The following is a 23411-nucleotide window of genomic DNA, read 5'->3' on the forward strand; positions in this document are numbered from 1 at the left end:
GTTCTGGGCTTGGCTGAAGCGTTTCTTGAGAAAAATCCTTCCCTCTGCACCTTCCTTTGACGATGCCCTTTCTACCGCTTTTCACCTGTGGTGACTATAAAGGGAGGGGCGCAAAAAATTGGACAGGCCAGACCGGTCTGTTGGCCGCAACATTCCATTTGACCAATTCACGCCGGCGTAGTATAATAGAGAGGCATGTCACACTATGGAAAATGGATGAGGAGAGAACGACGTGAGAAATTTTTTAAGCAAATGTTGGGGCAAACGCAGGGAGCTGGGCTTTGTCAGCCTGCCCTTGTTCTTTCTGGCATTGGTGTTTCTGGACTACGCCATCAGGCTGGTATACCGCTTTTTGGGCGCCACCCGGCTGCTGTCCTGGAAGCCCATGGTGTTCACCCTGTGCTGGGCGCTGCTGCTCACCGCTCTGGTCTCTCTGCTGCCCAAGCTGGGCCGGCGCATTGCCATGGGGGCGTTGGGCCTTTTGTTCGCCCTGCTGGCTGTGGCCCACGGGGTGATGTACAATGTGTTCGGCCACTTTTTCAGCTTTTCTGACATGAACTTTGCCGGCGACGGGGCCGAGTTTTTTGACTGGGCCTACCTGCGTCTTCCCAAAAAATATTATTTTCTTATCGCTGTTTTTCTGGGGCTGGTCGCGCTGGCCATCTGTCTGTGCCAGCGGCCCAGGCCCTGGTCCAGGCCCTGGCTGCGCCCCGTGCTGTCCGCAGGGCTGGCGGTGCTGGCGGCTGTGCCCATTGGGGCGCTCTCCGCCTACCTGACCCCTGAGCCCATCAAGCTCACCTGGGTCACCCCCTATCAGGCCAGCAACGAGAAGGAGGTCTACCGGATTTTTACCGACGCCAACAGCAGCCTCAAGCTCACCGGCCTGTACCAGTACACGGCCCGCAACCTGGCCATCTCCCTGGGCTTGGGCACAGACCGCCGGAGCGTGAAGGAGCTGGACCAGTTCTATGAGGCCCGGGCCCAGGAGATCAGCGGCAGCAATGACCGGACCGGCGCGCTGAAGGACAAAAACCTGATTATGGTCATGCTGGAATCCATTGACACCTGGATGATCACCCCGGAGTACATGCCCAATCTCTACCGCCTGCAGCAGAACAGCCTGGAGCTCACCCGGTTTTACACCCCGCTGTTTCTGCCCGCGGCCACCTTCAACACAGAGATGATCACCCAGACCGGCGTCATTCCCCCTGCCTCCGGGGTCACCAACGGCATTTACGCCACCAACCAGTACCCCCTTTCGCTGGCCCATCTTTTCACCCAAAGGGGCTATTCCGCAGACTCCTTCCATGCCTGGCCCCCAAAAATATATAACCGGGGCAACGTCCACCTGAACCTGGGCTTCTCCCACTTCTACCACGCGGACGACCTGGGGATCACGGATTTTATGCAGGACTCCCAGCTGATGAAGGGCTATGAGCTGTTCGCCCCCCAGCAAAGCCAGCCCTTTTTCTCCTTCCTCATCACCTATTCCGGCCACGGCGGCTATGACGAGGGCGCCATGGACCGGGCCGCCGGCGACCATCTGGAGGAGGGCATTGCCCTGGCCAGGAAGGCCGGCATTCAGGACACGCCGGAGAATATGGGGGAGTATGAGCGGCTGGTGGCCCATATTCTGGAAACCGACCAGTTTATCGGGGAGATGATGGACCGGTTGGAATCGGACGGCATGTTGGAGGACACGGTGCTGCTGTTCTACGCCGACCACTACAGCAAATATGTGACGGACAAGGAATTTCTGGCCCGCCTGAAGGGCCTGGACAGCAGCCAGTCTGTGGACCTGTACCGCACACCCTGCTTCTTCTACGGCGGCGGGTTGGAGGCCGGGCAGGTGGACAAGGTGTGCTCCTCCATTGATCTGGTCCCCACCCTGGTGAACCTGTTTGGCCTGGACGCGGACCGGAGGTACTATATTGGAGACGACATTTTCGGCGGCAAGGGCGGGGCGGTCATGTTCCCCAACAACGGCTGGTATGACGGCGAGACCTATTACGACGGCCAGGGCGGCGACCCGGACCCGGACCGCACCGCAGCCCTCAGCCGCCGGGTGACGGCCTCCATGGACACCATGCGCACCGACTACTTCAAACACTGGGAAAAGGCGAAAAAGTGAGCTTCGGCTTTTCACCGGAAGACCTCCGGCGGTCGGGATTATGAAGGGGGGCTGACGCTGTCTCTGGACCATGTCAAGGGGCCGGGCGTTCCCTCCCGTTTTCGCAGGCCCTTCTTTATGCCGTGAGACAGTCTCTTCCCCGCGCCGCCGGTTGGTTCCTGGTCTCCGCGCCGGGGGAAAACCTGTTGCTTTTTCCCGGCTGATAGAGTATAATCAACCATATACCACCAGAAAGGATTGAGTTCATGGACGCAGAAAAACTGAGATCTCTGCAACTGACCGCCGCGAAGGTGCGCCTGGGCATTGTCACCGGCGTTTTCAACGCCAAGTCAGGCCATCCCGGCGGCTCCCTCTCCGCCGCCGATATCTTCACCTACCTGTATTTCCGCCAGCTGCATATCGACCCCCAAAATCCCAAGGACCCTGGCCGGGACCGCTTTGTCCTCTCAAAGGGCCACTGTGCCCCTGGCCTGTACGCAGCCCTGGCCCAGCGGGGCTATTTCTCCCCTGAGGAGCTGGAGCGCCTGCGCCACATCGGCGCCATGCTTCAGGGCCACCCGGACATGAAGGGCACCCCCGGTGTGGACATGAGCACCGGCTCTTTGGGGCAGGGCGTCTCCGCTGCCGCGGGCATGGCTCTGGCGGCAAAAATGGACGGCGCCGGCTACCGGGTCTACGCCCTGCTGGGCGATGGGGAAATTCAGGAGGGCCAGGTGTGGGAGGCCGCTATGTTCGCCGCCCACCGCAAGCTGGACAACCTCTGTTTGATTGTAGACTGCAACGGCCTGCAGATTGACGGCGACGTGAACCAGGTTGCGGGCATTGCCCCCCTGGACGAGAAATTCCGCTCCTTCGGCTTTGAGGCGCTCACTGCCGACGGCCACGACTTCCACAGTCTGGAAGCCGCTTTTGACGCCGCTGCCGCCTGCCAGGGCAAGCCCGCCGTTATTCTGGCCAAGACTGTCAAGGGCAAGGGCGTCAGCTTTATGGAGAACCAGGCGGGCTGGCACGGCAAGGCCCCCAATCAGGAGCAGTATGACCAGGCCATGGCGGAACTCAACGCCGCCATGAAGGAGCTGGGCTGAGATGCTGCGGCTAAAGTGTATTAACATTGTCTCTCAGGCCCCGGAGGCTCTGGCAGCGTTTTATGAAAAGGTTTTCGACGCTTCCGCCAACCAGCTGGTCCCTGGCCGCTGGGAGCTGCCGGCAGGGGGCGCGACCCTGGTGTTTGCCGCAGCTGCCGGCCGGGTTATGGTTCCCGCGGACAGCTGCGGCCTGGAATTTGAGACCGACGATGTAGACGCCCTGTATACCCGTTTCACCGGGCAGGGGCTCTCTCCCAGCGCCCCTGTCACCTACCCCTGGGGCTGGCGGGCCATCGGGCTGAAGGACCCGGACGGGAACAACATGGATTTTGTCCACAATGTGGGCCCCAGTATATGAGAAAGGAAGGCTGTGCAAATGGCTGACATAGTAAAAAAAGCGACCCGGGAGAGCTTCGGTGAAGCGCTTGTGGAGCTGGGCGCTGAAAACCCCAATATCGTGGTGTTGGTGGCCGACCTGGCCGACGCTACCAAGGTAGAAAACTTCGGCAAGGCCTACCCGGACCGGTTCATTGAGTGCGGCATTGCCGAGAGCAACATGGTGGGCGTGGCCGCGGGCCTGGCCTCTTGCGGCAAGATTCCCTTTGCCACCAGCTTCGCCATGTTCTCGGCGGGGCGGGCCTTCGAGCAGGTGCGCAACTCTGTGGGCTACCCCCATCTCAATGTGAAGATTGTGGGCTCCCACGCGGGCATCTCTGTGGGCGAGGACGGCGCCACCCACCAGTGCTGCGAGGATATGGCCCTTATGCGGTCCATCCCCGGCATGGTGGTGCTCAACCCTGCCGACCACTATGAGATGAAGGCTGCGGTGAAAGCCGCTGTGGAGTATAACGGCCCGGTCTACATCCGCCTGGGCCGTTTGGCGGTGGAGAGCTGCAACAACAACGACGACTACCGGTTTGAAATCGGCAAGGGCATCACCCTGCGGGAGGGCGGCGATATTACGGTGATTGCCACCGGCCTGATGGTGGGCGAGGCCATTCAGGCGGTGGACGCGCTGGCCGCGGAGGGCATTCATGCCCGGCTTATTGACATGCACACGGTCAAGCCCCTGGACCAGGAGCTGGTTGTCAAGGCCGCGAAGGAGACCGGCCGCATTGTCACAGTGGAGGAGCACAATGTCATCGGCGGCCTGGGCGAGGCCGTTGCCGCCTGCCTGGGCGAGCGCTGTCCCACCCCCCTCGCCCGCATGGGCGTGCAGGACGTGTTCGGCCACTCCGGCCCGGCGGCGGACCTGCTCAAGGAGTTCGGCCTGTGCGCCGGGGGCATTGCCGCCACAGTGAAGAAGGTTCTCGGCAAGTGACCGCTGTCCTCATCCGGGAGGCCCTGCTCACGGACGCTCCGGCCCTCGCCAGACTGAACACGGTTGCCATGGGCTACGACTACCCGGAGGACCGGACTGCCGAAAAGCTGGCAGTCATTCTGGCGGACAGCCGGGCGAAGATCCTTGTGGCTGAGCTGGCGGGCCGGGTGGCGGGCTACCTGCACCTGGAGGACTATGAGGTGCTCTATGCCAACAGCATGAAGAACATTATGGGCATTGCCGTGGCCCCTGACTGCCGGCGCATGGGAATTGGCCGGCAGCTGCTGGCCGCGGGCGAGGCCTGGGCCAGAGAGCAGGGCGCGCAGGCCATCCGCCTTGTGTCTGGTGAAAGCCGCAAGGACGCCCACGCCTTTTATCGGGCGTTGGGGTTTGCCGGCAATAAAATGCAGCTCAACCTGAAGAAAAGCTTATAAAAAAGAGCCTCCGGCGTAAACCGGAGGCTTTCTCTATGCTTTTTGCAGTCGGTCGCAGGCCCGCTTTTTGATTACCAGATAGCACACGCAGCCCATCAGGGAGGCGATGACCCAGGTGACCGGGTAAGAAATAAACAGCACTTCCCAGGTGGGCCAAATGGCAAATATGGTATAAACCCACACCACCCGGAGCACGCACACGCTGAAAACCGTGTTCAACATCGGCGTCACCGAGGACCCCAGGCCCCGCATACCGCCCACAAAGATTCCCATGGCTCCGCAGGTGAAATATGGCACGCAGATGGCAAGCATACGGGCCTTACCATAGGCAATCACCGCCGGGTCTGCCGAGTAGATGCCCAGCAAGGGCTCCGCCGCCAGATAGGCCCCCACGCCCAGCGCCAACCCCATAACAGTGACCAGCCCCAGGCAGATCAAAATAATCCGCTTCACCCGGTCCAGCTTTTTCGCGCCGTAGTTCTGGCCCACAAAGCTCTGGGCCGCCTGGTTGAAGGCGTCCATTGCCGTGAACACAAAGCCCTCGATGTTCCCGGCGGCGGTGCTGCCCGCCATTGCCACCGAGCCAAAGCCGTTCACGGTCGACTGGATGAGCACATTGGAGATGGAGAACATGGACCCCTGAATGCCCGCCGGGATGCCAATGCGGGCCATCTCCTTCAGCTTGGATTTGTAGACCCGCAGCTCCTTCAGGTTCAAGCGGTAAACGCCCTCGCTGCGGACCAGGCAGAGGACCACCAACGCCGCGGACACGGTCTGCGAGATGATGGTGGCCAGGGCGACCCCTGCCACGCCCATGTGCAGAACGATGACAAAAAAGAGGTTGAGCGCCACATTGATCACCCCGGCAGTCAGCAAAAAGTACAGGGGCCGCTGGGTGTCGCCTACCGCGCGAAGAATGGCGGAGCCGAAATTGTACACCATGGACACAGGCATGCCTGCGAAAATAATGCGCATGTACAGCACCGAATGGTCAATCACGTCCTCCGGCGTCTCCATCAGCTGCAGCAGGGGGCGGGAGAGAAACATTCCCGCGAAAATGAGGAAGACCCCGCAGGCCGCTGCCGTGAGAATGGCTGTATGTACCGTCTCCCGCAGGTCCCGGCTCTGGCCTGCCCCAAAATACCGGGCCACCAGCACGTTGACGCCAATGGACAGCCCGATGAACAGGTTGACAATCAGCATGTTCAGGGCGCTGGTAGAACCCACCGCCGCCAGGGCATGGCTGCCCGCAAAACGGCCTACCACCACAATGTCCGCCGCGTTGAACAGCAGCTGCAGCACCCCCGACAGAGCCAGGGGAATGGAAAACTGCACCAGCTTGCCCATCAGCGGCCCCTCCGTCATGTTGATCTCGTAGCTGCTGCGCCGCGGGCGGGGCTTCAGATGTAATTTCATGAAAAGTTTCCGCTTCCCTTCCAAAAAAGTAAATTCTTCTTTTTATTATATCACTTGGAGTGGGGGCAAAGCAAGGGGCTGGCAGGTTTTTTGACAAAATAAAAAATTTCCCGGCGCTGTCAGGGGGATTTCATAATATGGGCAAGACCCTCTGTTGCAAGCCACGCGTCATGTCGCGTTGGTGCGGTCCGACATGGTGTATCGTCCTGACCCGCCGCCCGAAAACTGGCTTTAGAAGGTTCCCTATGGTCAGTGGTTCGATCCTCAGGCTGGCGCTGGATGTTATTCCTGGCTCTTTTTCGCGTTTTTGCCCGCTGTATCTATATAGTACCCTCTGTACCGGAACTCACGGTCTCTATAACGGCGCCTCAGCTCCGGGTATTTCTCGGCATAGAGAGTGGGTTTCCTAAGACCAAAAAGACCGCATGGGTATGCGGTCCTTTTGGCGTATGGGACACACTGTCAGCGTTCGTACAGGTCTTTCGCGTTGAAAATACCCGAAGTACGCGAGGTACACAAGAGTTGTAAGCAGCTCTTATGTACCTGGAATTTAACGAACAATCTGCGCCCAAATCCGCATACGCAGCTTATATGAACACGCCCAAGCAGGGAAATGGTTTGCCCTGCTTGGAACGCCGGACAACCAGCCCCCATTCACCACCCACAAACAGGCCGCTCGCTGGCTTTCTTCCCCGACCCCGGCGGCCGGGTGGCATCAAGATCGTTTTCTGCCCCCAAAGCTGCCTACTGCAGCCCGCCGCTGGGCCGGGCGTTCAGCTCCATGCCGGCGGTGTGCCCGGCCAGCCGCTCATAATAGCCCTGAGCCGCAATCATGGCCCCGTTGTCTCCGCACAAGCTCAGCTCCGGCACAAACAGCGGCCGGTCCAGCTCCTTGCTCAAAGCCTCCAACTCCCGCCGCAGCAGCCGGTTGGCCGAAACCCCTCCCGCCGCCGCCAGCCGCTCCACGCCTGTGTCCAACGCCGCCTGCCGGAAGCTGTCCGCCAGACAGCCCACCACCGCTCTGCGGTAAGAGGCGCACAGGTCCGGCACAGAGACTGCCTCGCCCCGCTGGGCGGCGTTGTGCAGCAGATTCAGCGCCGCGGTCTTCAGCCCGGAAAAGCTGAAGTCCAACGGCGCGCCCTCCACCCGGGGGCGGGGGAGCCGGTAGGCGGTGGGGTCGCCGGTTTCGGCCAGCTTGTCCATCTCCACTCCCCCAGGGTAGGGGATGCCCATGGCCCGGGCCGCCTTGTCAAAGGCCTCTCCGGCCGCGTCGTCCCGGGTGCGGGCCAGCACCTGAAAGCGGGTATAGTCCTCGCAGAGCACAATATTCGAGTGCCCTCCCGACGCCACCAGACACAGAAAGGGGGGCTCCAGCTCCGGGTGGCTGAGATAGTTGGCGGCAATATGTCCCCGCAGGTGATGGACCGGCACAAGGGGCAGGCCGGCGGAGAGGGCCAGCCCCTTGGCAAAGCTGACCCCCACCAGCAAAGCGCCAATCAGCCCCGGCTCGCTGGTGACAGCCACAGCCCCCAGGTCAGAGAGAGAGGCCCCCGCCTGCTTCAAAGCCTCCTTCACCACAGCGGACACGGCCTCGCAGTGGCGGCGGGAGGCAATCTCGGGTACCACGCCTCCATATATTTTGTGCTCCTCTACCTGGCTGGCCACAATATTGGACAGTACCCGCCGCCCGTCCTCCACGACAGCGGCAGCGGTCTCGTCGCAGGAGGATTCGATTCCCAGAATCAGCATGACAAAGCTTCCCCTTCCTCTGCAAAGTAAATGGTCATAATCAAGCCGTCCTCCTTGGGACAGTCATAGAAATTTTTGCGCAGGCCCACCGGCTTCAGCCCCAGCCGGGTATACAAGGCCACCGCCGCCTGGTTGGAGGGCCGGACCTCCAGACTGAGAAAGCTGCCGCCCAGCTCTCTGGCCCGGGCGATGAGGGCCTTGGTAACCGCCCTGCCCACGCCCTGCCGCCGGTGGGCAGGGGACACGGCGATGTTGTCCACATAAAATTCTCCGGCAGCGTGGCGCATACCGCCGTAGCCCAGCACAAGGCCCCCTTCCTGGCACACCAGGTAGACGGCGTTTGGGGCGGCCAGTTCCTCCGCAAAGGCCTGGCGGCTCCAGGGCAGAGAAAAGCACTGGGCCTCAATAGCCGCCGTCTGGTCCAGATGGCCGGCGGTCATGGGCACAATGGTCATGGGCGCGCCTCCTTTCCAGGCAGACGGGACAGAAGCAGGGCGAGCTCCTGGCCGAGCTGGTCCCGGCACTGGCGGTAGACAGACAGACTGCCCCCAAAGGGGTCCTCAATGGAGGCGGGCAGGTAGATTTTTTCTACCGGGACTCCCGCCTGTTCCAGAATATAGGCATGGGTGGGGGTCATGGGGACGAACAGGTCCCAGGCCTGCAAAAAGCCCCGGCTCACCCGTCTGGCCCGGTGGCCGGAAATGTCTACCCCCACCTCCCGGCAGGCCAGCACGGCGTTTTCGCTGGGGGGCTGGCCCTCTGCGGCAGAGAGCCCCGCGCTGCCCGCGAAAATGTCCTCCCGCCCCTCCCGGGCCAGCATAGACCGGAAAAGCCCCTCGGCCATAGGGCTGCGGCAGGTGTTGCCTGTGCAGACGAATAGTATTTTCATAGGGTCATCTCAATCCTTCTGTTCTTGATTTCTCACAGGGCCGCGGGTGTTCCGCAACGCTCTGTAATTTGGAACGCTCCCGCCGCCAGGCCGGGCTGACGCTTTGCCCCCTCAGTGCCAGGGGACGCCGGGCGCGGCAGGACATGGGGGAGAGGGCGGCGTGCCCGGGCCTCTCCCTGTGTTCGTCAGAACACATTATATCATAAATCTGCTCGGAGAAGTCCGGCGCTTTTGCGTAGCAAAAGAGAAGCGCTTCGCGCTTCAGGGCTTCTCCTTGTGTTCATCAGAACACATTATATCATATCCCTCCGGGCTTTTCCACCATCCCGGCAAAATATCTGCGGGCGGGGAGGGCCCCGGCCCCCGCACAAAATTCCTGGTGGATATTGAAAAGACCGCCCCCTCTGTGGTATAATGTGCTTTGACTACTGTGTTCTGGCGAGCACAAGCAGAAGCCCTGAAATGATAAGGAGAAGTGAAAATATATGAAGCTAGGAATCATCGGCCTGCCCAACGTGGGCAAAAGCACCCTGTTCAACGCCATCACCAACGCCGGGGCGCAGTCGGCCAACTACCCCTTCTGCACCATCGAGCCCAATGTGGGCATGGTCATGGTGCCGGACAAGCGTTTGGAAAAGCTGCGGGACATGTACGAGCCCAACAAGTTTACCCCTGCCACCATTGAGTTTGTGGACATTGCCGGGCTGGTGCGGGGGGCCTCCAAGGGGGAGGGCCTGGGCAACAAATTCCTCTCCAATATCCGGGAGGTGGACGCCATCGTCCATGTGGTGCGCTGCTTTGAGGACGGGGACATCATACATGTAGAGGGCAGCATTGACCCTGCCCGGGACATTGAGACCATTGACCTGGAGCTGATTCTCTCAGACCTGGAGGTCTTGGACCGGCGCATTGACAAGACCAGAAAGCTGCTGAAGGCGGACAAGAAATTTCAGAGAGAGCTGGACTTCTTCCTTCAGGTGCGGGAGGCCCTGGAGGCCGGCCGCTCTGCCCGCAGTGTGGAGTGCAGCGAGGAGGAGGCCCAGCTGCTGGCCTCTGTGTCCCTGCTGACCAACAAGCCCATTATTTTCGCCGCCAACCTCAGCGAGGAGGATTTTCAGCAGGGGGTGGAGAAAAACCCCTGCTATCAGGCAGTAGAGGCCGCCGCAAAGCAAGAGCGCGCCGCCGTGCTGCCCATCTGCGCCGAGACCGAGGCCCAGATTGTCGGCATGGAGCCTGAGGAGAAGGAGCTGTTCCTCAGCGACCTGGGCCTCAGCGAGTCGGGCCTGGACCGGCTGATCACCGCCTGCTACTCCCTGCTGGGGCTCATGTCCTATCTGACTGCCGGCAAGGATGAGGTCCGGGCCTGGACCATTGAAAAGGGCACCCGGGCCCCCCAGGCGGCGGGCAAAATCCACACGGATTTTGAGCGGGGCTTTATCCGGGCCGAGGTCATCAGCTTCGACGACCTGGTGGCCTGCGGCACCATGACCGCTGCCAAGGAGAAGGGTCTGGTGCGGTCAGAGGGCAAGGAGTATGTGATGCAGGACGGAGACATTGTGCTGTTCCGTTTCAACGTGTGATTTCATTTCTACAGAAAAGGCCCTGCAAACGCCAGGAGCTGCCGGCTGTATGCGGCGGCTCTTTCTGTTTGCAGGGCTTTTTGCGAGAGCATATTAGGCAGCGCGGCTCAAATTACCTGGAAGGTCTTCCATTTCCCGGACCGCAGCCGCAGCGTGAATATCACTGCCCGGACGACCCAGTCCAGGCACATGGCCGCCGCAATGCCAACAACGCCCCAGTTCAGAACTACGGCGAACAGAATGGAGAACGCCAGCCGTCCGCCCATGGTGGAGGCGATGGACACGACCATGGTAAACTTGATATCTCCCGCCGCCCGCAGGCCGTTGGAAAGCGGCCCGGACATGGGGAAGGACACTGTGTTGAACACATTGTGGATGAGAACCAGAACCACCACAAGCTGCTTGGCTTCGTGGGAAATCTGGTAGAAATTCATCATCACCGGCGTGAGGGCAAAGACAAAGCCGTTCCACACCAGAGAAACCGCCAGGGTGATGTGCAGCAATTTCCTGAAATAGAGCGCGGCCTGAGCCGTGTCCCCCGCACCCATGCACTGGCCGATGACAGTGATAAACACCGGCCCCATGGCCACCCCTGCCAGAGCCGCCAAGCTCCAGATGCTTTGGGCAATGCCATTGGCGGCAATCTGGTATGTGCCAAACAGGGCCACCACGCTGCTGAGCGCAACCTTCACCAGCTGAAAAACGCCGTTTTCTATCCCATTGGGCAGGGCAATGCGCAAAATGCGCCGCATCAATGTGCCGTTCCACTTGCAAATCTGCCGCCAGGTGTAGCGCACCTCCATTTTCCTGCCAAAGCACAGCACGGTGATCACCACTGCCGAGAACACCCGGGCAATCAGCGTGGGCCAGGCCACCCCGGCAACGCCTGCGTTCAGTAAAAACACGCCGGCCAGGTTGCCCGCGACATTGATGGCGTTGGCGGCAATGGAGACGTACATGGTCACGCTGGTTTTGCCCATGCTGCGGTACAGGGCCGCGCCTGCGTTGTAAACGGCCAGGGCCGGGTAGGAGAAAAGGGAAATCTGCAAATAGACCAGGCAGGCGTCCATAACAGCGGGCTCTACCTGGCCGAACAGCAGGGAGAGCATGGGCCGGCGCAGGGCCAGAATCACAGCCGAGACAAGGACCGCAAACAGGGCGGACGCGGTGAGCAGCTGGCTGGCGGCTTCGCCCCCGTCCTCCTTGGCCCCCCGGCCAATGTACTGGCTGATGACCACCGCCCCGCCAGAGGCCAGGGCCGTAAACAGGTAGATGAAGATGGTGCTGAAAGAGTTCACCAGCGACACCCCGGACACCGCCGCCTCCCCCGCGTAGCTGGCGATAAAGGTGTCGGCAATGCCCACCAGCATCACCAGCAGCTGCTCCAAAAACAGGGGTGCAATCAGGTTTTTCAGGTCTTTGTTTGTGAACATTCCGGTCCCTCCCAAGGGTTTCTGCTGTTATTCTGGCATGAGAGGAGAGATATGTCCAATACTTGCTCTATATATGACTTCATGCCTGAAAGGCATTTCTGAAACCCCCGAGCCCCGGCCCCTCCCTGTCCCCACAGCCGTGCGCCTGACAGGGAACAGCCGGCGGCTTAACGGCCCCCCCTGCTCTTGGCCTCCTGTTGGGCAGGCCAGGAAAAAAGCTGTGGAAAAATTTCCCGGGACATGGTATAATGTGCTCTGGCTACTGTGTTCTGGCGAGCACAAGGAGAAGCCCCGAAGCGTCAAGCGTTTCTCTGTTGCTGCGCATGACTTGGCGATGCCAAGTCACAGCACCGGGCTTTTCCAAGCAGATTTATAGAATAATATGCTCTGCCCAATGCCTGAGGCGCAGGCTTCAGGCAGGGCTGAGGAGGAGCGGACATGGACAAGCTGGAAATGTTGAAGGGGTTTTTCGGGCACACGGGCTTCCGCACCGGTCAGGAGGAGCTGGTAGACGCCCTTCTGGCTGGCCGGGATGTGCTGGGGGTCATGCCCACCGGGGCGGGCAAGTCCATCTGCTACCAGCTGCCCGCCTTGATGCTCCCCGGCATGGCCTTGGTGGTGTCCCCCCTCATCTCTTTGATGAAGGACCAGGTCGCGGCTTTGGTCCAGGCCGGGGCGCCCGCCGGGTACATCAATTCCTCCCTCACCCCCGGCCAGTGCGCCGAGGCCCTGCGCCGGGCGGCCGGGGGCGTGTACAAGCTGCTTTATATTGCCCCCGAACGTCTGCTGCTGCCGGAGATTCTTCAGCTGGCCCGGCAGGCGGAGATCTCTCTGCTGGCCGTGGACGAGGCCCACTGCGTCTCCCAGTGGGGGCAGGACTTTCGGCCCAGCTACCTGCAAATCAGCCAATTTGTAGAGCAGCTGCCCCGCCGGCCCGCCGTAGGGGCCTTTACCGCCACGGCCACCGCCCAGGTGAAGGAGGACATGGAGAAGCTGCTGGAGCTGCGCGCTCCTTTGCGGGTGACCACAGGCTTTGACCGGCCCAACCTGTTTTTTGAGGTGGTGCGCCCCAAAAGCAAGGACCGCTATCTGCGGGAATTCCTCTCTGCCCGGCAGGTGCAGAGCGGCATTGTGTACTGCGCCACCCGCAAGCTGGTGGAGTCGGTGTGTCAGGGGCTGAACCAGCAGGGGGTGGCCGCAACCCGCTACCACGCGGGCCTCAGCGACCAGGAGCGCAGGCGGAATCAGGAGGATTTTGTGTTCGACAGGGCCAGGGTGATGGTGGCCACCAACGCCTTTGGCATGGGGATCGACAAGTCTAACGTGAGCTTTGTGGTGCACTATAACATGCCCAAAAACATGGAGAGCTATTATCAGGAGGCGGGCCGGGCAGGCCGGGACGGGGAGCCCGCCCACTGCGTGCTGCTGTTTGCGCCGGGGGACGTGCGCACAGCCCGGTTCCTCATCGACAATGCCTCAGACAACGAGGCTCTCTCTGAGGAGGAGCGGGAGCAGGTGCGCCGCCAGGACCTGCAGCGGTTGGAGCGCATGACCTCCTACTGCTGCGCCACCGGCTGCCTGCGGGCCTTTCTGCTGTCCTATTTTGGCGAGGAGGCGCCAGCCTCCTGCGGCGGCTGCGGCAACTGTGTCTCAGAGCTGGAAACCCGGGACCTGACAGTGGAGGCCCAGAAGATCCTCTCAGGCGTGGCCCGGGTAGAGAAAAAATACCGCAAGGGGCTGGGCGAGAGCCTGATTCTGCGGATGCTGCGGGGCAGCAAGGACCAGCGGGTGCGGGAGCTGGGGCTGGACAGCCTCTCTACCTACGGCATTATGGGGGACGTCAGCCGGGACCAGCTGCGGGACTATATAGACTTTCTCATTGAAAAGGAGTATCTGCGGCTGGACGGGGAGGAGTTCCCGGTGGTGCGGCTGGGAAGCCGTGCCCGGGGCGTGCTGTTCCAGGGGGAGCCGGTGCGCTATGCCCGCCGCAAGCCGGGCCGGGCGGAGAAAATGCAGTCCTCTGGGGGGAACGCGCCCTTGGAGGGAGAGCAGGGAGAGCTTTACGAGGCGCTGCGGGCCCTGCGCAACCGGCTGGCGGCAGAGGCGGAGGTGCCGGGGTACATTGTGTTCAGCAACGCGGTGCTGGCAGCGTTGGCGCGCAGTCAGCCGGAGAACATGGACCAGCTGCGGGACGTGCAGGGAATCGGCGAGCGAAAGTCCCAGCGGTATGGCAAAGCGTTTTTGGAGGAAATCGCCGCCTGGAAGCAGGGGAGGGAGCAGGAGTAAGCAGTCTGCTGACAAACAAAGAAAAGCCAGCCTGACCGCCACAAATGGATGAAGCGGTCAGGCTGGCTTTTTTATGAAATTGAGCGGTCCCTGGTCAACCTACAGTCGCGGTACAGACGAAAGACAGCCGCCACAGCCAGCCCAATTTGCCAACCAGAAATAGAAAGCGCGGCGTGTCCTGCCGCGCTTTCTATTTGATTCATGGGCCTAATAGGGGCCGGGCCAGTGTGTCCACTCGTCTTTCCCAGGGTGCCGGTGCTTCTACAGAGCAGACGGCTCATATCGGTCCCTGCATTACAATCTGCGAAAAGGACAGCTCTTAACAGGAACTGCGGCAGACCCACTGTACATAACCGGCGGTTGAAAAGAATCTTGCCGCAAAAACCGCCCCAGCCTGAGTTTCAAAGACTTTTATGCAAACCGTCAGGTCTGTCCCCGGTCGTACATCCTGCCCGCCGTCCTTACTTGTTGCGCAGCCCCTTGGGGTAGCGGTTCTTCAGCCGCCCGCCGCTTGCCTTGCCAAAGCCGGTTGTCACACCGTTGACGCACACCGCCCGGTAGCCCTTTCCGCCGCACTCCAGCTCTTCTCCCCGCAGAAAGGCCTCCAGCTCCGGGCTTTCCGGCGAGAGCTCCAAGGGCTCCCGGCAGGCCTGGCCCTGCTGGCACATAAACACCCCATGAGAGGGCTCCAGCCGGCCCTTGCGCACCTGACACAGCTCCGCCCCGGCCCGCAGCACGCCCAGACCCCGCAGGTCCGGCAGGCCCTCCGGGAGGAGGAGCAGGCTGTCCTTCACCTGGGCCAGCCGCTCCGGGCAGTCCCCCGAAAACAGGCTGCGGTAGAGCTCCCGGCCCGCCTCCGCCAGGCTTCCCCGCAGCTCTCCGCCAAATGTCCCCGCCCGGCAGGGCCCGCCGTCTCCCCGCCGGAACCGGGCGACAAAATGCCCTTCGCCCCCGTCCATGGGGTAGATTCGCCGCCAGGGCCCGCCGTCATGGGCAGGACGGCCCAGGGGGACAGGGAGCGCCTCGGCTGTAAAGTCCGGGTGGTTTTTCAGAAACCAGGCAGCGGTCTCCTCGTTCTCCTCCGGCGAAAAGGTGCAGGTGGAGGAGACCAGCGCCCCTCCTGCCTTTACAGCCAGGGCGGCAGAGTCCAGAATAGCCCGCTGGCGTATGGCGCAGGAGGCCGCGTGCTCTGGCGACCACTCCTCTACTGCCCGGGGGTCCCGCCGGAACATGCCCTCGCCGGAGCAGGGGGCGTCCACCAGCACCCGGTCAAAATACCCGGCCAGACCCTGGCACAGGGTCTGAGGGTGACAGGAGGAGGCCACGCTGTTGGCAACCCCCAGCCGTTCCAGGTTGGAGAGCAGAGCCCCGGCCCGGCTGCGGACCACCTCGTTGGCCCACAGCAGGCCCCGGCCTTGCAGCAGCCCGGCAATCTGGGTGGACTTGCCCCCAGGCGCGGCGCACAGGTCCAGCACCCGGTGGCCGGGCTGAGGGTCCAGGGCCGTAACGGCGGAGGCGGCGGAGGGCTCCTGAGCGTAGAACATACCGGCATGGTGGGCGGGCAGACTGCCAAAGCCCTTGTCCCACTGGGCGTAAAAGGAGGTGGGGGCAAAGGGGGCGGGCTCTATGGCAAAGGGAAGGCTCTGGCGGAGGAGCCCGGCAGAGCACTTCAGCGGGTTGACCCGCACCCCACGAAAGGGGGGCTGGGAACAGGCCTCCAAAAAGGCGGGGTACTCGGGGCCCAGCAGGGCCTGCATTCGGGCGAGAAAAGACTTGGGCAGGGGCATAGGAGGCTCCTTTCTGAAAAGCGGGTGTGAATGCCTGGCGTTTTTCGCCCAGGCAGGGACGGCCTTGCCGGAAGACAGGCGGGCCCGGGATGAAAGCGGGAGACAAGCCGGAGCCGCCTTTGCTGTCCCCGGCGGCTGGGGGGACTGGGCCCCCGACCCTCCCGCCGTCTCGTTTTCGACATTTTTGGGGGACCGTGTCAGCGCAAGAAAAAGCCCGCCAAGTCCACATAGAACAGACCGGCAGAGAAACCAACGGGCTTTCTTTCTCTCTCATACCGCGACAGCCCCGGCGGCTGCGAATACAGACGCGCCTCTCAGAAGCCCGCCCCGCGCATGGGTGCGGCAGGAGTGCGTATTCCAAAGAAAAAAGTCCTGAGGACGGGGCTTGCCTTTGAGCCGCGCCGGCAGACATTCCCAAACAAAAACGGACCGCATTTCTGCGGTCCGTCCCGGCCCAGGAGCTTGTCCCGGCAAGGGAGCTGCGTCTGTTTTTCCGGCAAATCCAGGCGCGGCTCCCATGGGTACAGGCTCTTATTTTCTGCCGTTCACCGCGTCCTTCAGGGCCTGGCCGGCCTTGAACGCCGGGGCCTTGGAGGCGGCGATCTCCATGCTCTCCCCTGTGCGGGGGTCGCGGCCAAAGCGGGCGGCCCGCTCCCGCACCTCAAAGGTGCCAAAGCCCACCAGCTGGACCTTATCGCCCTCCACCAGCGCGCCGGTCAGACTGTCAATGAAAGCCTTCACCGCTGCCTCGGCGTCCTTCTTGCTCAGGTTTGCCTTTTCGGCCACTTCCGCGATCAGTTCGGTTTTATTCATAATCTGGCTACCTCCCAAAAAATTCGTACCCACTCCGGCGCGTTCTGCCCCGGCTTTGCGGCGTACATTTTAATAGCAACAGTAGCAATCATATCACATCCAGCCCCGTTTTTCAAGGGTTTTCGCAATTTTTTCGCCCCCGGGCAGCATGAGCAGGTCTTTTTTTGCCAGGGCCCGGCTGGCCAGCAGACTGGCTGCATACACCAGTCCCCCCGCCCCGATGGCCGCCCCGGCGGAGGCCCCGCTGCCCAGCCCCAGCTGGGTCAGGCCCCTGTGAGCGGCCCAGGCGGCGCAGGCGCACAGAAGCGCGCAGCCCAGGGGCTTCCCAAACAGCCGCCCCGGCCTTAGCCGCACCCCGGTCACCCGGCCCAGGGCGATGAGCTGGCTTGCCGCCAAAAAGCTGTAGCACACCAGCGTGCCCACCCCGGCCCCCTGAATGTTCACCTGGGGCACGCCGCAGAGAAACCAGTTGACGCCCAGCTTCAGGGTCATTGCCACAGCGAGCAGCTTAACCGGCAGTCCGGCCCGGCCCACTGCCTGCAGCATACTGGAGAGAGGCGTGCTTACTGCCGCGAACACCGCCGCCGGGCCCAGGGTGCGCAGTACCCCTGCCACAATGGGGGCCGAGCCACCCTGGCCATACAGCAGCCCGGCAATGGGCTCCGCCAGGGCAGTGAGCCCCAGCCCGGCCGGCAGGCACACCAGCCCGGTCACCCGCAGCACCGACTCCATCCGCTCCCGCAGCTGGGGCCGGCCCCCTCGGGCCCAGGCCTCAGTAACGGCGGGCAGGGCGCTCATGCCAATGGCCTGGGTGAGGGCGGGCACCAGCAGATAGAGGGTCATGGCCAGGGTATAGCAGCCATAGAGAAAGGTGGGCAGGGTCTCCGGGTGTTCCAGGTACAGGGCGGGAATCATCCCCTGATAGGCGGACAGCAGCACCTGGGGGGCGGCGGACATGCAGGCCGCTACCCGGCTTTGGAGAAAGGTGGCGTCAATCAGCCCGGCGGCGTTTATGGCAATGGAGCCCGCGGCCACCGGCCCGGTGATCTTCAGCAGGGCCTTGGCGGTTTTGCTCCAGTTCTCCGCCGGAGGAGCCTGCCGCCGCACCCGCAGGGGCAGGCCGTCCCCCTTGCTCTGCCAGCGAAGCCACAGGTAGCACCCGGCGGCAAAGGACCCGGCCGTTACCCCCAGCACAGCCCCGGCGGCGGCAAAGGCCAGGGTGAGAAACCCCGCCTGGTCCGGGCTGCCCGCCGCCACCCCGAACACCGTGCCCTGCCGGGCAAACTCCTCGGCCCCGCGCTTTACGGCAAAGCAGGCCAGCCCCAGGCCCAGGCACAGCTTAACGGCGGCCTCCACAATTTCCGACACAGCGGTGGGCCCCATGTTCCGCAGCCCTTCATAGTACCCCCGGTACACAGCCCCCCAGCAGGCGGAGAGAATGGCGGGGGTCAGGGCCAGCATGGGGTAGAGGGCCCACTCGCTGCCCGCCACATGCCGGCAGTAGCTGGGGGCCAGCAGGGTCATGGCAATGGTGCCGGTGAGCCCGAAAAGCAAAAAAATGGGAGCGGCCACGGCTTTCACTGCCCGCACATGGTTCCAGCGGCCCAAAGAGGCGTTTTCGCTGACCAGCCGGGAGACCGCCACCGGGAATCCCGCTGTGGCCAGGCTGAAAATCGGGCCGTAGAAATTATAGGCGGCATTGAACAGCCCCATGCCGTATTCACCGATAATGTGCTGCAGGGGAATTTTGAACACCGCGCCAATGACCTTGACCACCGCCATGCCGGCGGTCAGAATCACTGCGCCATAGAGGAAGCTCTGCTTTTTCAAATAATCATCTCCCGGGCATACCCATAGAAAGCTTTTCCATGTATATGCGCCGGGAGGGGCGGGAAATCACTCTGTCAGCCGATTGTCTCCTGGGTCGGGCTGCGTAGTTGAAGCATCTGCCGGACGACGGCACGGAACATCTCCTCGTTAAACTGCAAAAGCATCACCTTGCCGTCCTGGGCGGCAAAGCAGAAAGCGCCCCGGTCCGTGGTAATCCGGAACAGCCCCCGCAGGTCCCTGCCCTCATCCCGGCTAGGGCGTGTTCCCATAAGCGTTCGTACACGTCTTTTGGGAACACGCCCTAGAAAGATAGCCGAACTCGGCCTGGGTAAAGGCCAGCTCCCGGCAGTGCTCGCCAGGGGTCGACAGGGCGAGGGCCGTGTTGAGCGCCGGCTCCTTGACCTCCCGGTTCCTGAGCTGGTCCTGTTCGCCGGGGAGCAGGGGACTTCCTTGCCGGAACGGCCAGAGAAGAGCTTTTTCCATAAATTCATACCATCTCCTCCCAAGAAAATTCGTCCCGCCTTTCTCCTGGGGCAAGCTTCACCAGCTTCTGGGTAAAGTCCCACCCGGCGGGCTGGGGGATAGGGCAGGCCAAAGCGTAAAGGTCGGTGGCCCCGGCCTCGGCCTGAAAGACAGCCTGAGCCTGAGGCCCGAGGAGGGAAACATCCTTGGGCCGGGCCACAATGGGGAGGGTTCGGGGCAGCTGCCGGAGAACCTGCCCGCCCCGGGGCCCCAGCCCCAGCAGCCGCAGATAGGGCGGCAGCTCCGGCAAAGGGGCCCGCAGGCCCAGAAAGGCCCCCAGCACCAGCCGCCTCACCCGGGCGTGAGACACCCGGCGGCTTTTCACCATGCCGTACAGCTCCTTTAGCGAGAGGGCCTGGCGTGCGGCCCGGTACAGGCGGTGCTCCAGGCCTTCCCCCATGTCCGGCAGAGCGGCAAAATCCTCGGGCGACATGGTCCGGAGCCGGCAGAGGACAGCCCGCTCCAGATGAGCCATGTGGGCGGGACAGCGGCCCAGGGCCCTGGCCTCCTCCACAGCCCGGGCGGCGGAGGGAGGGACCAGGCCGTCCAAAGGCGCGCCCTGGCGGACCAGCTGGCGCAGGCGGCTGGCGGAGAGATAGCCCGGCTGGCCTGGGGGGAGGGGCTCGTCCCTCTGTCCATGCCCGGCTCCCTGCCGCTGGATGGGCCGGGGACGCAGAGAGGCTCCCTGCCGCCGGATGGCCTTGCAGTATTCCACGGCCAGATTGGCGTTGGGCTGAGCGAGAATGTCCGCCTCCTCCCCCAAAAGACTGGCTGCTGCCTGCTGGCGGCGCACCGCAAAGCTCTGCCCGGCGTCGGGCTGACTGTGCAGAGCCTGGGTGAACGCCGGAGACAGCAGCGCCTCCGCCAGCCGGTCCAAACGCTGAGCGTCAGGGGTCTCGCTGCCAAACCATAGCTCCTCAGCCCCCAAAGCCGCCGCCAGAGCCACCCCGCCGGCGGCAAAGCGCTCGGCCCCGGCGCAGGCCCAGGAGAGAGGCAGCTCCGCCACCAGGTCCGCGCCGTTTTCCAGGGCCAGCCGGGCTCGGGTCCACTTGTCCAGCATGGCGGGAGCGGCCCGCTGGGTGAAGCTGCCGCTCATCACACAGCAGACAAGGGAGCCGGAGGCCCGGGCGGCGTCCAGCAGCAGGCGGTGGCCCAGGTGCAGGGGGTCGAACTCGCAGATGATAGCGGAAACAGGGATTTTTGCGCTCATTTCTAGAAAACTCCTTGAATTTGCATACACGATATAGTATAATATGGGAGAAGAAAAAAGGGGGAATGGTATGTCCATTGGACTAAAGCGGGGCACTGTGCGTCTGGAGCCCCACGACCCGGCCTGGGACCAGTCCGCCCGGGAGGTTATTGCCGCCTTGGGGGAGATTCTTGGGCCTGACGCCCGGGACATTCAGCATATTGGCAGCACGTCCATCCAGGGCATTTTGGCCAAGCCCATTGTAGACATCGCGGTGGGCGTGGAGGATTTGGAGGACATGCGCGGGCACGACCGGGAGCTGGCTGCCCGGGGCTTTCTGTTCCGGGGTGAGGACGTGCCCGGGCAGCTTTTGTATGTGCTGGCCGGGCCGGAGGACAGCCGCACCCACCATATCCATACGGTGATTTGGGGGCAGAAGGACTGGAACAACTACATCAATTTCCGGGATTATCTCAACTGCCATCCTGACATGGCCCAGCGCTACTCTCAACTGAAAGAAAAGCTCTGGGGGCAGTACGGGGAGGACCGCCGGGCCTACACCCAAAGCAAGCAGGCCCTGATTGACGAAATACTAGCCCTGGCCGGGAAGTGGAGAGCCGCAATGGAGGAAATTTCGCTGCGCGTTATGACCCGGGAGCTCTGCCACCGGCTGTTTCAGGGGTGGGAGAATGACCCGGATATTTACGCGGACATGGGGCGCTTTGGGGCCTATCAATATGACGAGGCGGCGGTCAACCGGTATTTTGACGCCAAGCAGAACGGCTCCCGGGTGATGCTGGCGGTGATGAAGGACGGCGCGCCCATTGGGGAGATCCAACTCAAACAAATCGACCGGGAGAAAGGCCAGTGCACCCTGAGCATACATATGCAGAACGATGCAGTGAAGGGCCGGGGCTACGGCACCCGCGCGGAGCAGCTGGCGGTGCGGTACGCCTTTGACATGCTGGGGCTGAGGGCAGTCAACGCGGATACCATTGTTAAGAATACCCGCAGCCAGCATGTGCTGGAAAAGGTGGGCTTTCAGTATCTCAAAGAAGAGGACGGATTCCGGTATTACCGCTTACAACGGTAGTTTTTGTTTTTTATTTGCCAACTAAATATTATTATACAAATTTTTTTGAGGAAAGGAAAGACCTAACATGAAAATTCTGGTAATCAACGCTGGCAGCTCTTCTCTGAAGTATCAGCTCATTGATATGGACGGGGAGAAGATGCTCTGCAAGGGCAACTGCGAGCGCATCGGCATGGCGGAGGGCATCTTCACCCACAAGACCGCCGACGGCCGGGAGCTCCACAAGAACGTGGACATGGCCGACCACACCGCCGCCTTCACCCAGGTGAAGGACGCGCTGCTGGACCCGGAGAAGGGGGTCGTCCACAGCCTGGACGAGGTAGCGGCCATTGGCCACCGCATCGTCCAGGGCGGCGCTCTGTTCAGCGAAAGCGTGCTGGTGGACGAGAAGGTGATTGAGGGCATCGAGAGCCTGATTCCCCTGGCCCCCCTGCACAACAAGGCCCATGTCCAGGGCATCCGGGCCTGCCGCAGCGTGTTCGGCGAGCAGGTGCCCGAGGTGGTGGTGTTCGACACGGCCTTTCACTCCACCATGCCCCAGAAGGCCTTTATGTTCAACGTGCCCTACGAGTATTATGAGAAGTACGCGGTGCGCCGCTATGGCTTCCACGGCACCTCCCACCGGTATGTGAGCGCCCGCTGCGCCCAGCTGATGGGGAAGGATATCAAGGACATGAAGATGATCACCTGCCACCTGGGCAACGGCTCCTCCATCACTGCGGTGGACGGGGGCAAGTGCATTGACACCAGCATGGGCCTCACCCCCCTGGACGGCTTTATGATGGGCGGTCGCACCGGTACCCTGGACCCCTCGGTTGTCACATTTATTATGGAGAAGGAGGGCCTGAGCCCCGCCGAAATGGACCAGATTATGAATAAGAAGTCCGGCCTGCTGGGCATCTCCGGCGTGTCCAGCGACGACCGGGACGTGACCGCTGCCCGGGAGGCGGGCAACCCCCGGGCCAAGCTGGCCCATGACATTCTGGAGTACCAGATCAGCAAGTTCATCGGCGGCTACATGGTGGCCCTGGGCGGCTGCGACGCTATGGTCTTCACGGCCGGTGTGGGCGAGAACCAGTGGCACCACCGCTGGGAGATCGGCAAGTATCTGGAGTTCCTGGGCGTGAAGCTGGACGAGAACCTGAACAAGGAGATGGTGCTGGGCAAGGAGGGCAAAATCTCCGCCCCCGACTCCAAAATTGAGGTCTTCGTCATTCCCACCAACGAGGAGCTGGTGATTGCCCGTGACACCAAGGCTCTGGTAGAAGGGGCCTGAGGCGGGCCTGTCCCTTTCGCAGATTTTTAGGTAGGTCCCAATATGGTCCGCCTACGCTGTGGAAGTACCGGAACCCTGGGAGAGACGGGAGACACGCTGGCCTGGCTTCTACTAGGCCCCTGGACGTGAATCAAATAAAATGCGCGGCAGGACACTTGGCCTGTGGACACTTGGCCTGTTGACTGCAAAAAGGAGAGCTTCCAGCGGGAAGCTCTCTTTCCTTTTGCGGACTTGGTCTAACAGCTGATTGAAAACTCCGAAATAGGGCCTGTTTTTGACCAGAAACGGCGGTTTCGGCATCAAAAATCCCGGTTTCTCCCCCTGAACCCCCTGTTATCGTCCCACCGTCTGGGGCGTGTTCCCGTAAGCTGCGTATGCGGACCTTTGACAGCTTCCAGTCAAGGCTTCGCAGAGCTGCTTGCAGCTTTGATGCGCCTTGCCTGCCTCAAGAATTTTTGGCGCAGAGGATGGCAAACATTCCGCCAGAATGGCCGTGCGAACGCCTATGGGAACATCCCCAGGCATTTCGCTGGTTTCTATAGTAAACGCACTTGAAAATCGGTATTTACCGGCTTTC

20 protein-coding genes are annotated in these 23411 nt (G+C 62.1%); 9 read left to right on the forward strand and 11 right to left on the reverse strand.

Annotated elements, in window-relative coordinates:
- Positions 1-232 precede the first annotated feature (232 nt).
- From ACTO5E_RS03745 to ACTO5E_RS03765, 5 genes are all read left to right on the forward strand, one after another.
- Complete coding sequence (locus tag ACTO5E_RS03745) at positions 233-2131, forward strand: LTA synthase family protein (protein ID WP_482301685.1); 1899 nt, start codon at positions 233-235, stop codon at positions 2129-2131.
- A gap of 245 nt (positions 2132-2376) precedes the next feature.
- A complete protein-coding gene (locus ACTO5E_RS03750) occupies positions 2377-3216 on the forward strand; it encodes a transketolase (RefSeq protein ID WP_482301687.1) in 840 nt (279 codons plus the stop codon).
- 1 nt (position 3217) lies between these two features.
- Positions 3218-3574 carry a VOC family protein gene (locus ACTO5E_RS03755; RefSeq protein ID WP_482301688.1) on the forward strand — a complete coding sequence of 119 codons (357 nt, stop codon included), beginning with the start codon at positions 3218-3220 and terminating at the stop codon, positions 3572-3574.
- Positions 3575-3592: 18 nt separating this feature from the next.
- The gene (locus tag ACTO5E_RS03760; protein WP_482301690.1) at positions 3593-4537 is read left to right on the forward strand and encodes a transketolase family protein; all 945 of its coding nucleotides are present in this window, start codon (positions 3593-3595) and stop codon (positions 4535-4537) included.
- Positions 4534-4971 carry a GNAT family N-acetyltransferase gene (locus tag ACTO5E_RS03765; protein WP_482301692.1) on the forward strand — a complete coding sequence of 146 codons (438 nt, stop codon included), beginning with the start codon at positions 4534-4536 and terminating at the stop codon, positions 4969-4971. Before ACTO5E_RS03760 ends, ACTO5E_RS03765 begins: the two co-directional genes overlap by 4 nt.
- 33 nt (positions 4972-5004) lie before the next feature.
- Here the strand turns inward: ACTO5E_RS03765 and ACTO5E_RS03770 are convergent, their stop codons facing one another.
- The 4 genes from ACTO5E_RS03770 to ACTO5E_RS03785 form a co-directional block, all read right to left on the reverse strand.
- A complete protein-coding gene (locus ACTO5E_RS03770; RefSeq protein WP_482301694.1) occupies positions 5005-6387 on the reverse strand; it encodes an MATE family efflux transporter in 1383 nt (460 codons plus the stop codon).
- A 744-nt stretch (positions 6388-7131) separates the two neighbouring features.
- Positions 7132-8136, reverse strand: a complete 1005-nt coding sequence (tsaD, locus tag ACTO5E_RS03775; RefSeq protein ID WP_482301696.1) for a tRNA (adenosine(37)-N6)-threonylcarbamoyltransferase complex transferase subunit TsaD — start codon at positions 8134-8136, stop codon at positions 7132-7134.
- Positions 8130-8591, reverse strand: coding sequence for a ribosomal protein S18-alanine N-acetyltransferase (gene rimI / locus ACTO5E_RS03780; protein ID WP_482301698.1), 462 nt, complete (start codon positions 8589-8591; stop codon positions 8130-8132). Before rimI ends, tsaD begins: the two co-directional genes overlap by 7 nt.
- Positions 8588-9025, reverse strand: a complete 438-nt coding sequence (locus ACTO5E_RS03785; RefSeq protein WP_482301699.1) for a low molecular weight protein arginine phosphatase — start codon at positions 9023-9025, stop codon at positions 8588-8590. Before ACTO5E_RS03785 ends, rimI begins: the two co-directional genes overlap by 4 nt.
- Positions 9026-9510: 485 nt before the next feature.
- Here ACTO5E_RS03785 and ychF point away from each other — a divergent pair, with 485 nt between their 5' ends.
- Positions 9511-10605: a redox-regulated ATPase YchF gene (gene ychF, locus ACTO5E_RS03790; protein ID WP_482301701.1), complete on the forward strand. Its 1095-nt coding sequence runs from the start codon at positions 9511-9513 to the stop codon at positions 10603-10605.
- Positions 10606-10712: 107 nt separating this feature from the next.
- Here the strand turns inward: ychF and ACTO5E_RS03795 are convergent, their stop codons facing one another.
- Complete coding sequence (locus ACTO5E_RS03795) at positions 10713-12038, reverse strand: MATE family efflux transporter (protein WP_482301703.1); 1326 nt, start codon at positions 12036-12038, stop codon at positions 10713-10715.
- Between the two features lie 438 nt (positions 12039-12476).
- On the opposite strand from ACTO5E_RS03795, the gene recQ reads away from it, so the two are divergent.
- A complete protein-coding gene (recQ, locus tag ACTO5E_RS03800; RefSeq protein ID WP_482301704.1) occupies positions 12477-14324 on the forward strand; it encodes a DNA helicase RecQ in 1848 nt (615 codons plus the stop codon).
- Positions 14325-14785: 461 nt separating this feature from the next.
- Here recQ and ACTO5E_RS03805 read toward each other — a convergent pair whose 3' ends face one another.
- The 6 genes from ACTO5E_RS03805 to ACTO5E_RS03830 form a co-directional block, all read right to left on the reverse strand.
- A complete protein-coding gene (locus tag ACTO5E_RS03805) occupies positions 14786-16111 on the reverse strand; it encodes an RsmB/NOP family class I SAM-dependent RNA methyltransferase (RefSeq protein ID WP_482301706.1) in 1326 nt (441 codons plus the stop codon).
- A gap of 531 nt (positions 16112-16642) precedes the next feature.
- Positions 16643-16924, reverse strand: a complete 282-nt coding sequence (locus ACTO5E_RS03810) for an HU family DNA-binding protein (RefSeq protein ID WP_482301708.1) — start codon at positions 16922-16924, stop codon at positions 16643-16645.
- A gap of 93 nt (positions 16925-17017) precedes the next feature.
- Positions 17018-18754: a putative polysaccharide biosynthesis protein gene (locus ACTO5E_RS03815; RefSeq protein WP_482301710.1), complete on the reverse strand. Its 1737-nt coding sequence runs from the start codon at positions 18752-18754 to the stop codon at positions 17018-17020.
- Between the two features lie 74 nt (positions 18755-18828).
- Positions 18829-19023 carry a hypothetical protein gene (locus ACTO5E_RS03820; protein WP_482301712.1) on the reverse strand — a complete coding sequence of 65 codons (195 nt, stop codon included), beginning with the start codon at positions 19021-19023 and terminating at the stop codon, positions 18829-18831.
- Entirely contained in the window at positions 19007-19237 is a 231-nt protein-coding gene (locus tag ACTO5E_RS03825) for a hypothetical protein (RefSeq protein ID WP_482301713.1), read from the reverse strand. The genes ACTO5E_RS03820 and ACTO5E_RS03825 overlap by 17 nt, the downstream gene beginning before the upstream one ends.
- Positions 19238-19241: 4 nt before the next feature.
- Positions 19242-20486, reverse strand: coding sequence for a nucleotidyltransferase family protein (locus ACTO5E_RS03830; RefSeq protein WP_482301715.1), 1245 nt, complete (start codon positions 20484-20486; stop codon positions 19242-19244).
- A 70-nt stretch (positions 20487-20556) separates the two neighbouring features.
- Between ACTO5E_RS03830 and ACTO5E_RS03835 the strand changes: the two genes are divergently transcribed.
- Positions 20557-21558 carry a GNAT family N-acetyltransferase gene (locus ACTO5E_RS03835; RefSeq protein ID WP_482301717.1) on the forward strand — a complete coding sequence of 334 codons (1002 nt, stop codon included), beginning with the start codon at positions 20557-20559 and terminating at the stop codon, positions 21556-21558.
- A gap of 67 nt (positions 21559-21625) precedes the next feature.
- Complete coding sequence (locus ACTO5E_RS03840) at positions 21626-22834, forward strand: acetate/propionate family kinase (RefSeq protein ID WP_482301719.1); 1209 nt, start codon at positions 21626-21628, stop codon at positions 22832-22834.
- Positions 22835-23411: the final 577 nt, after the last annotated feature.

Source organism: Acutalibacter sp. (assembly GCF_056800975.1).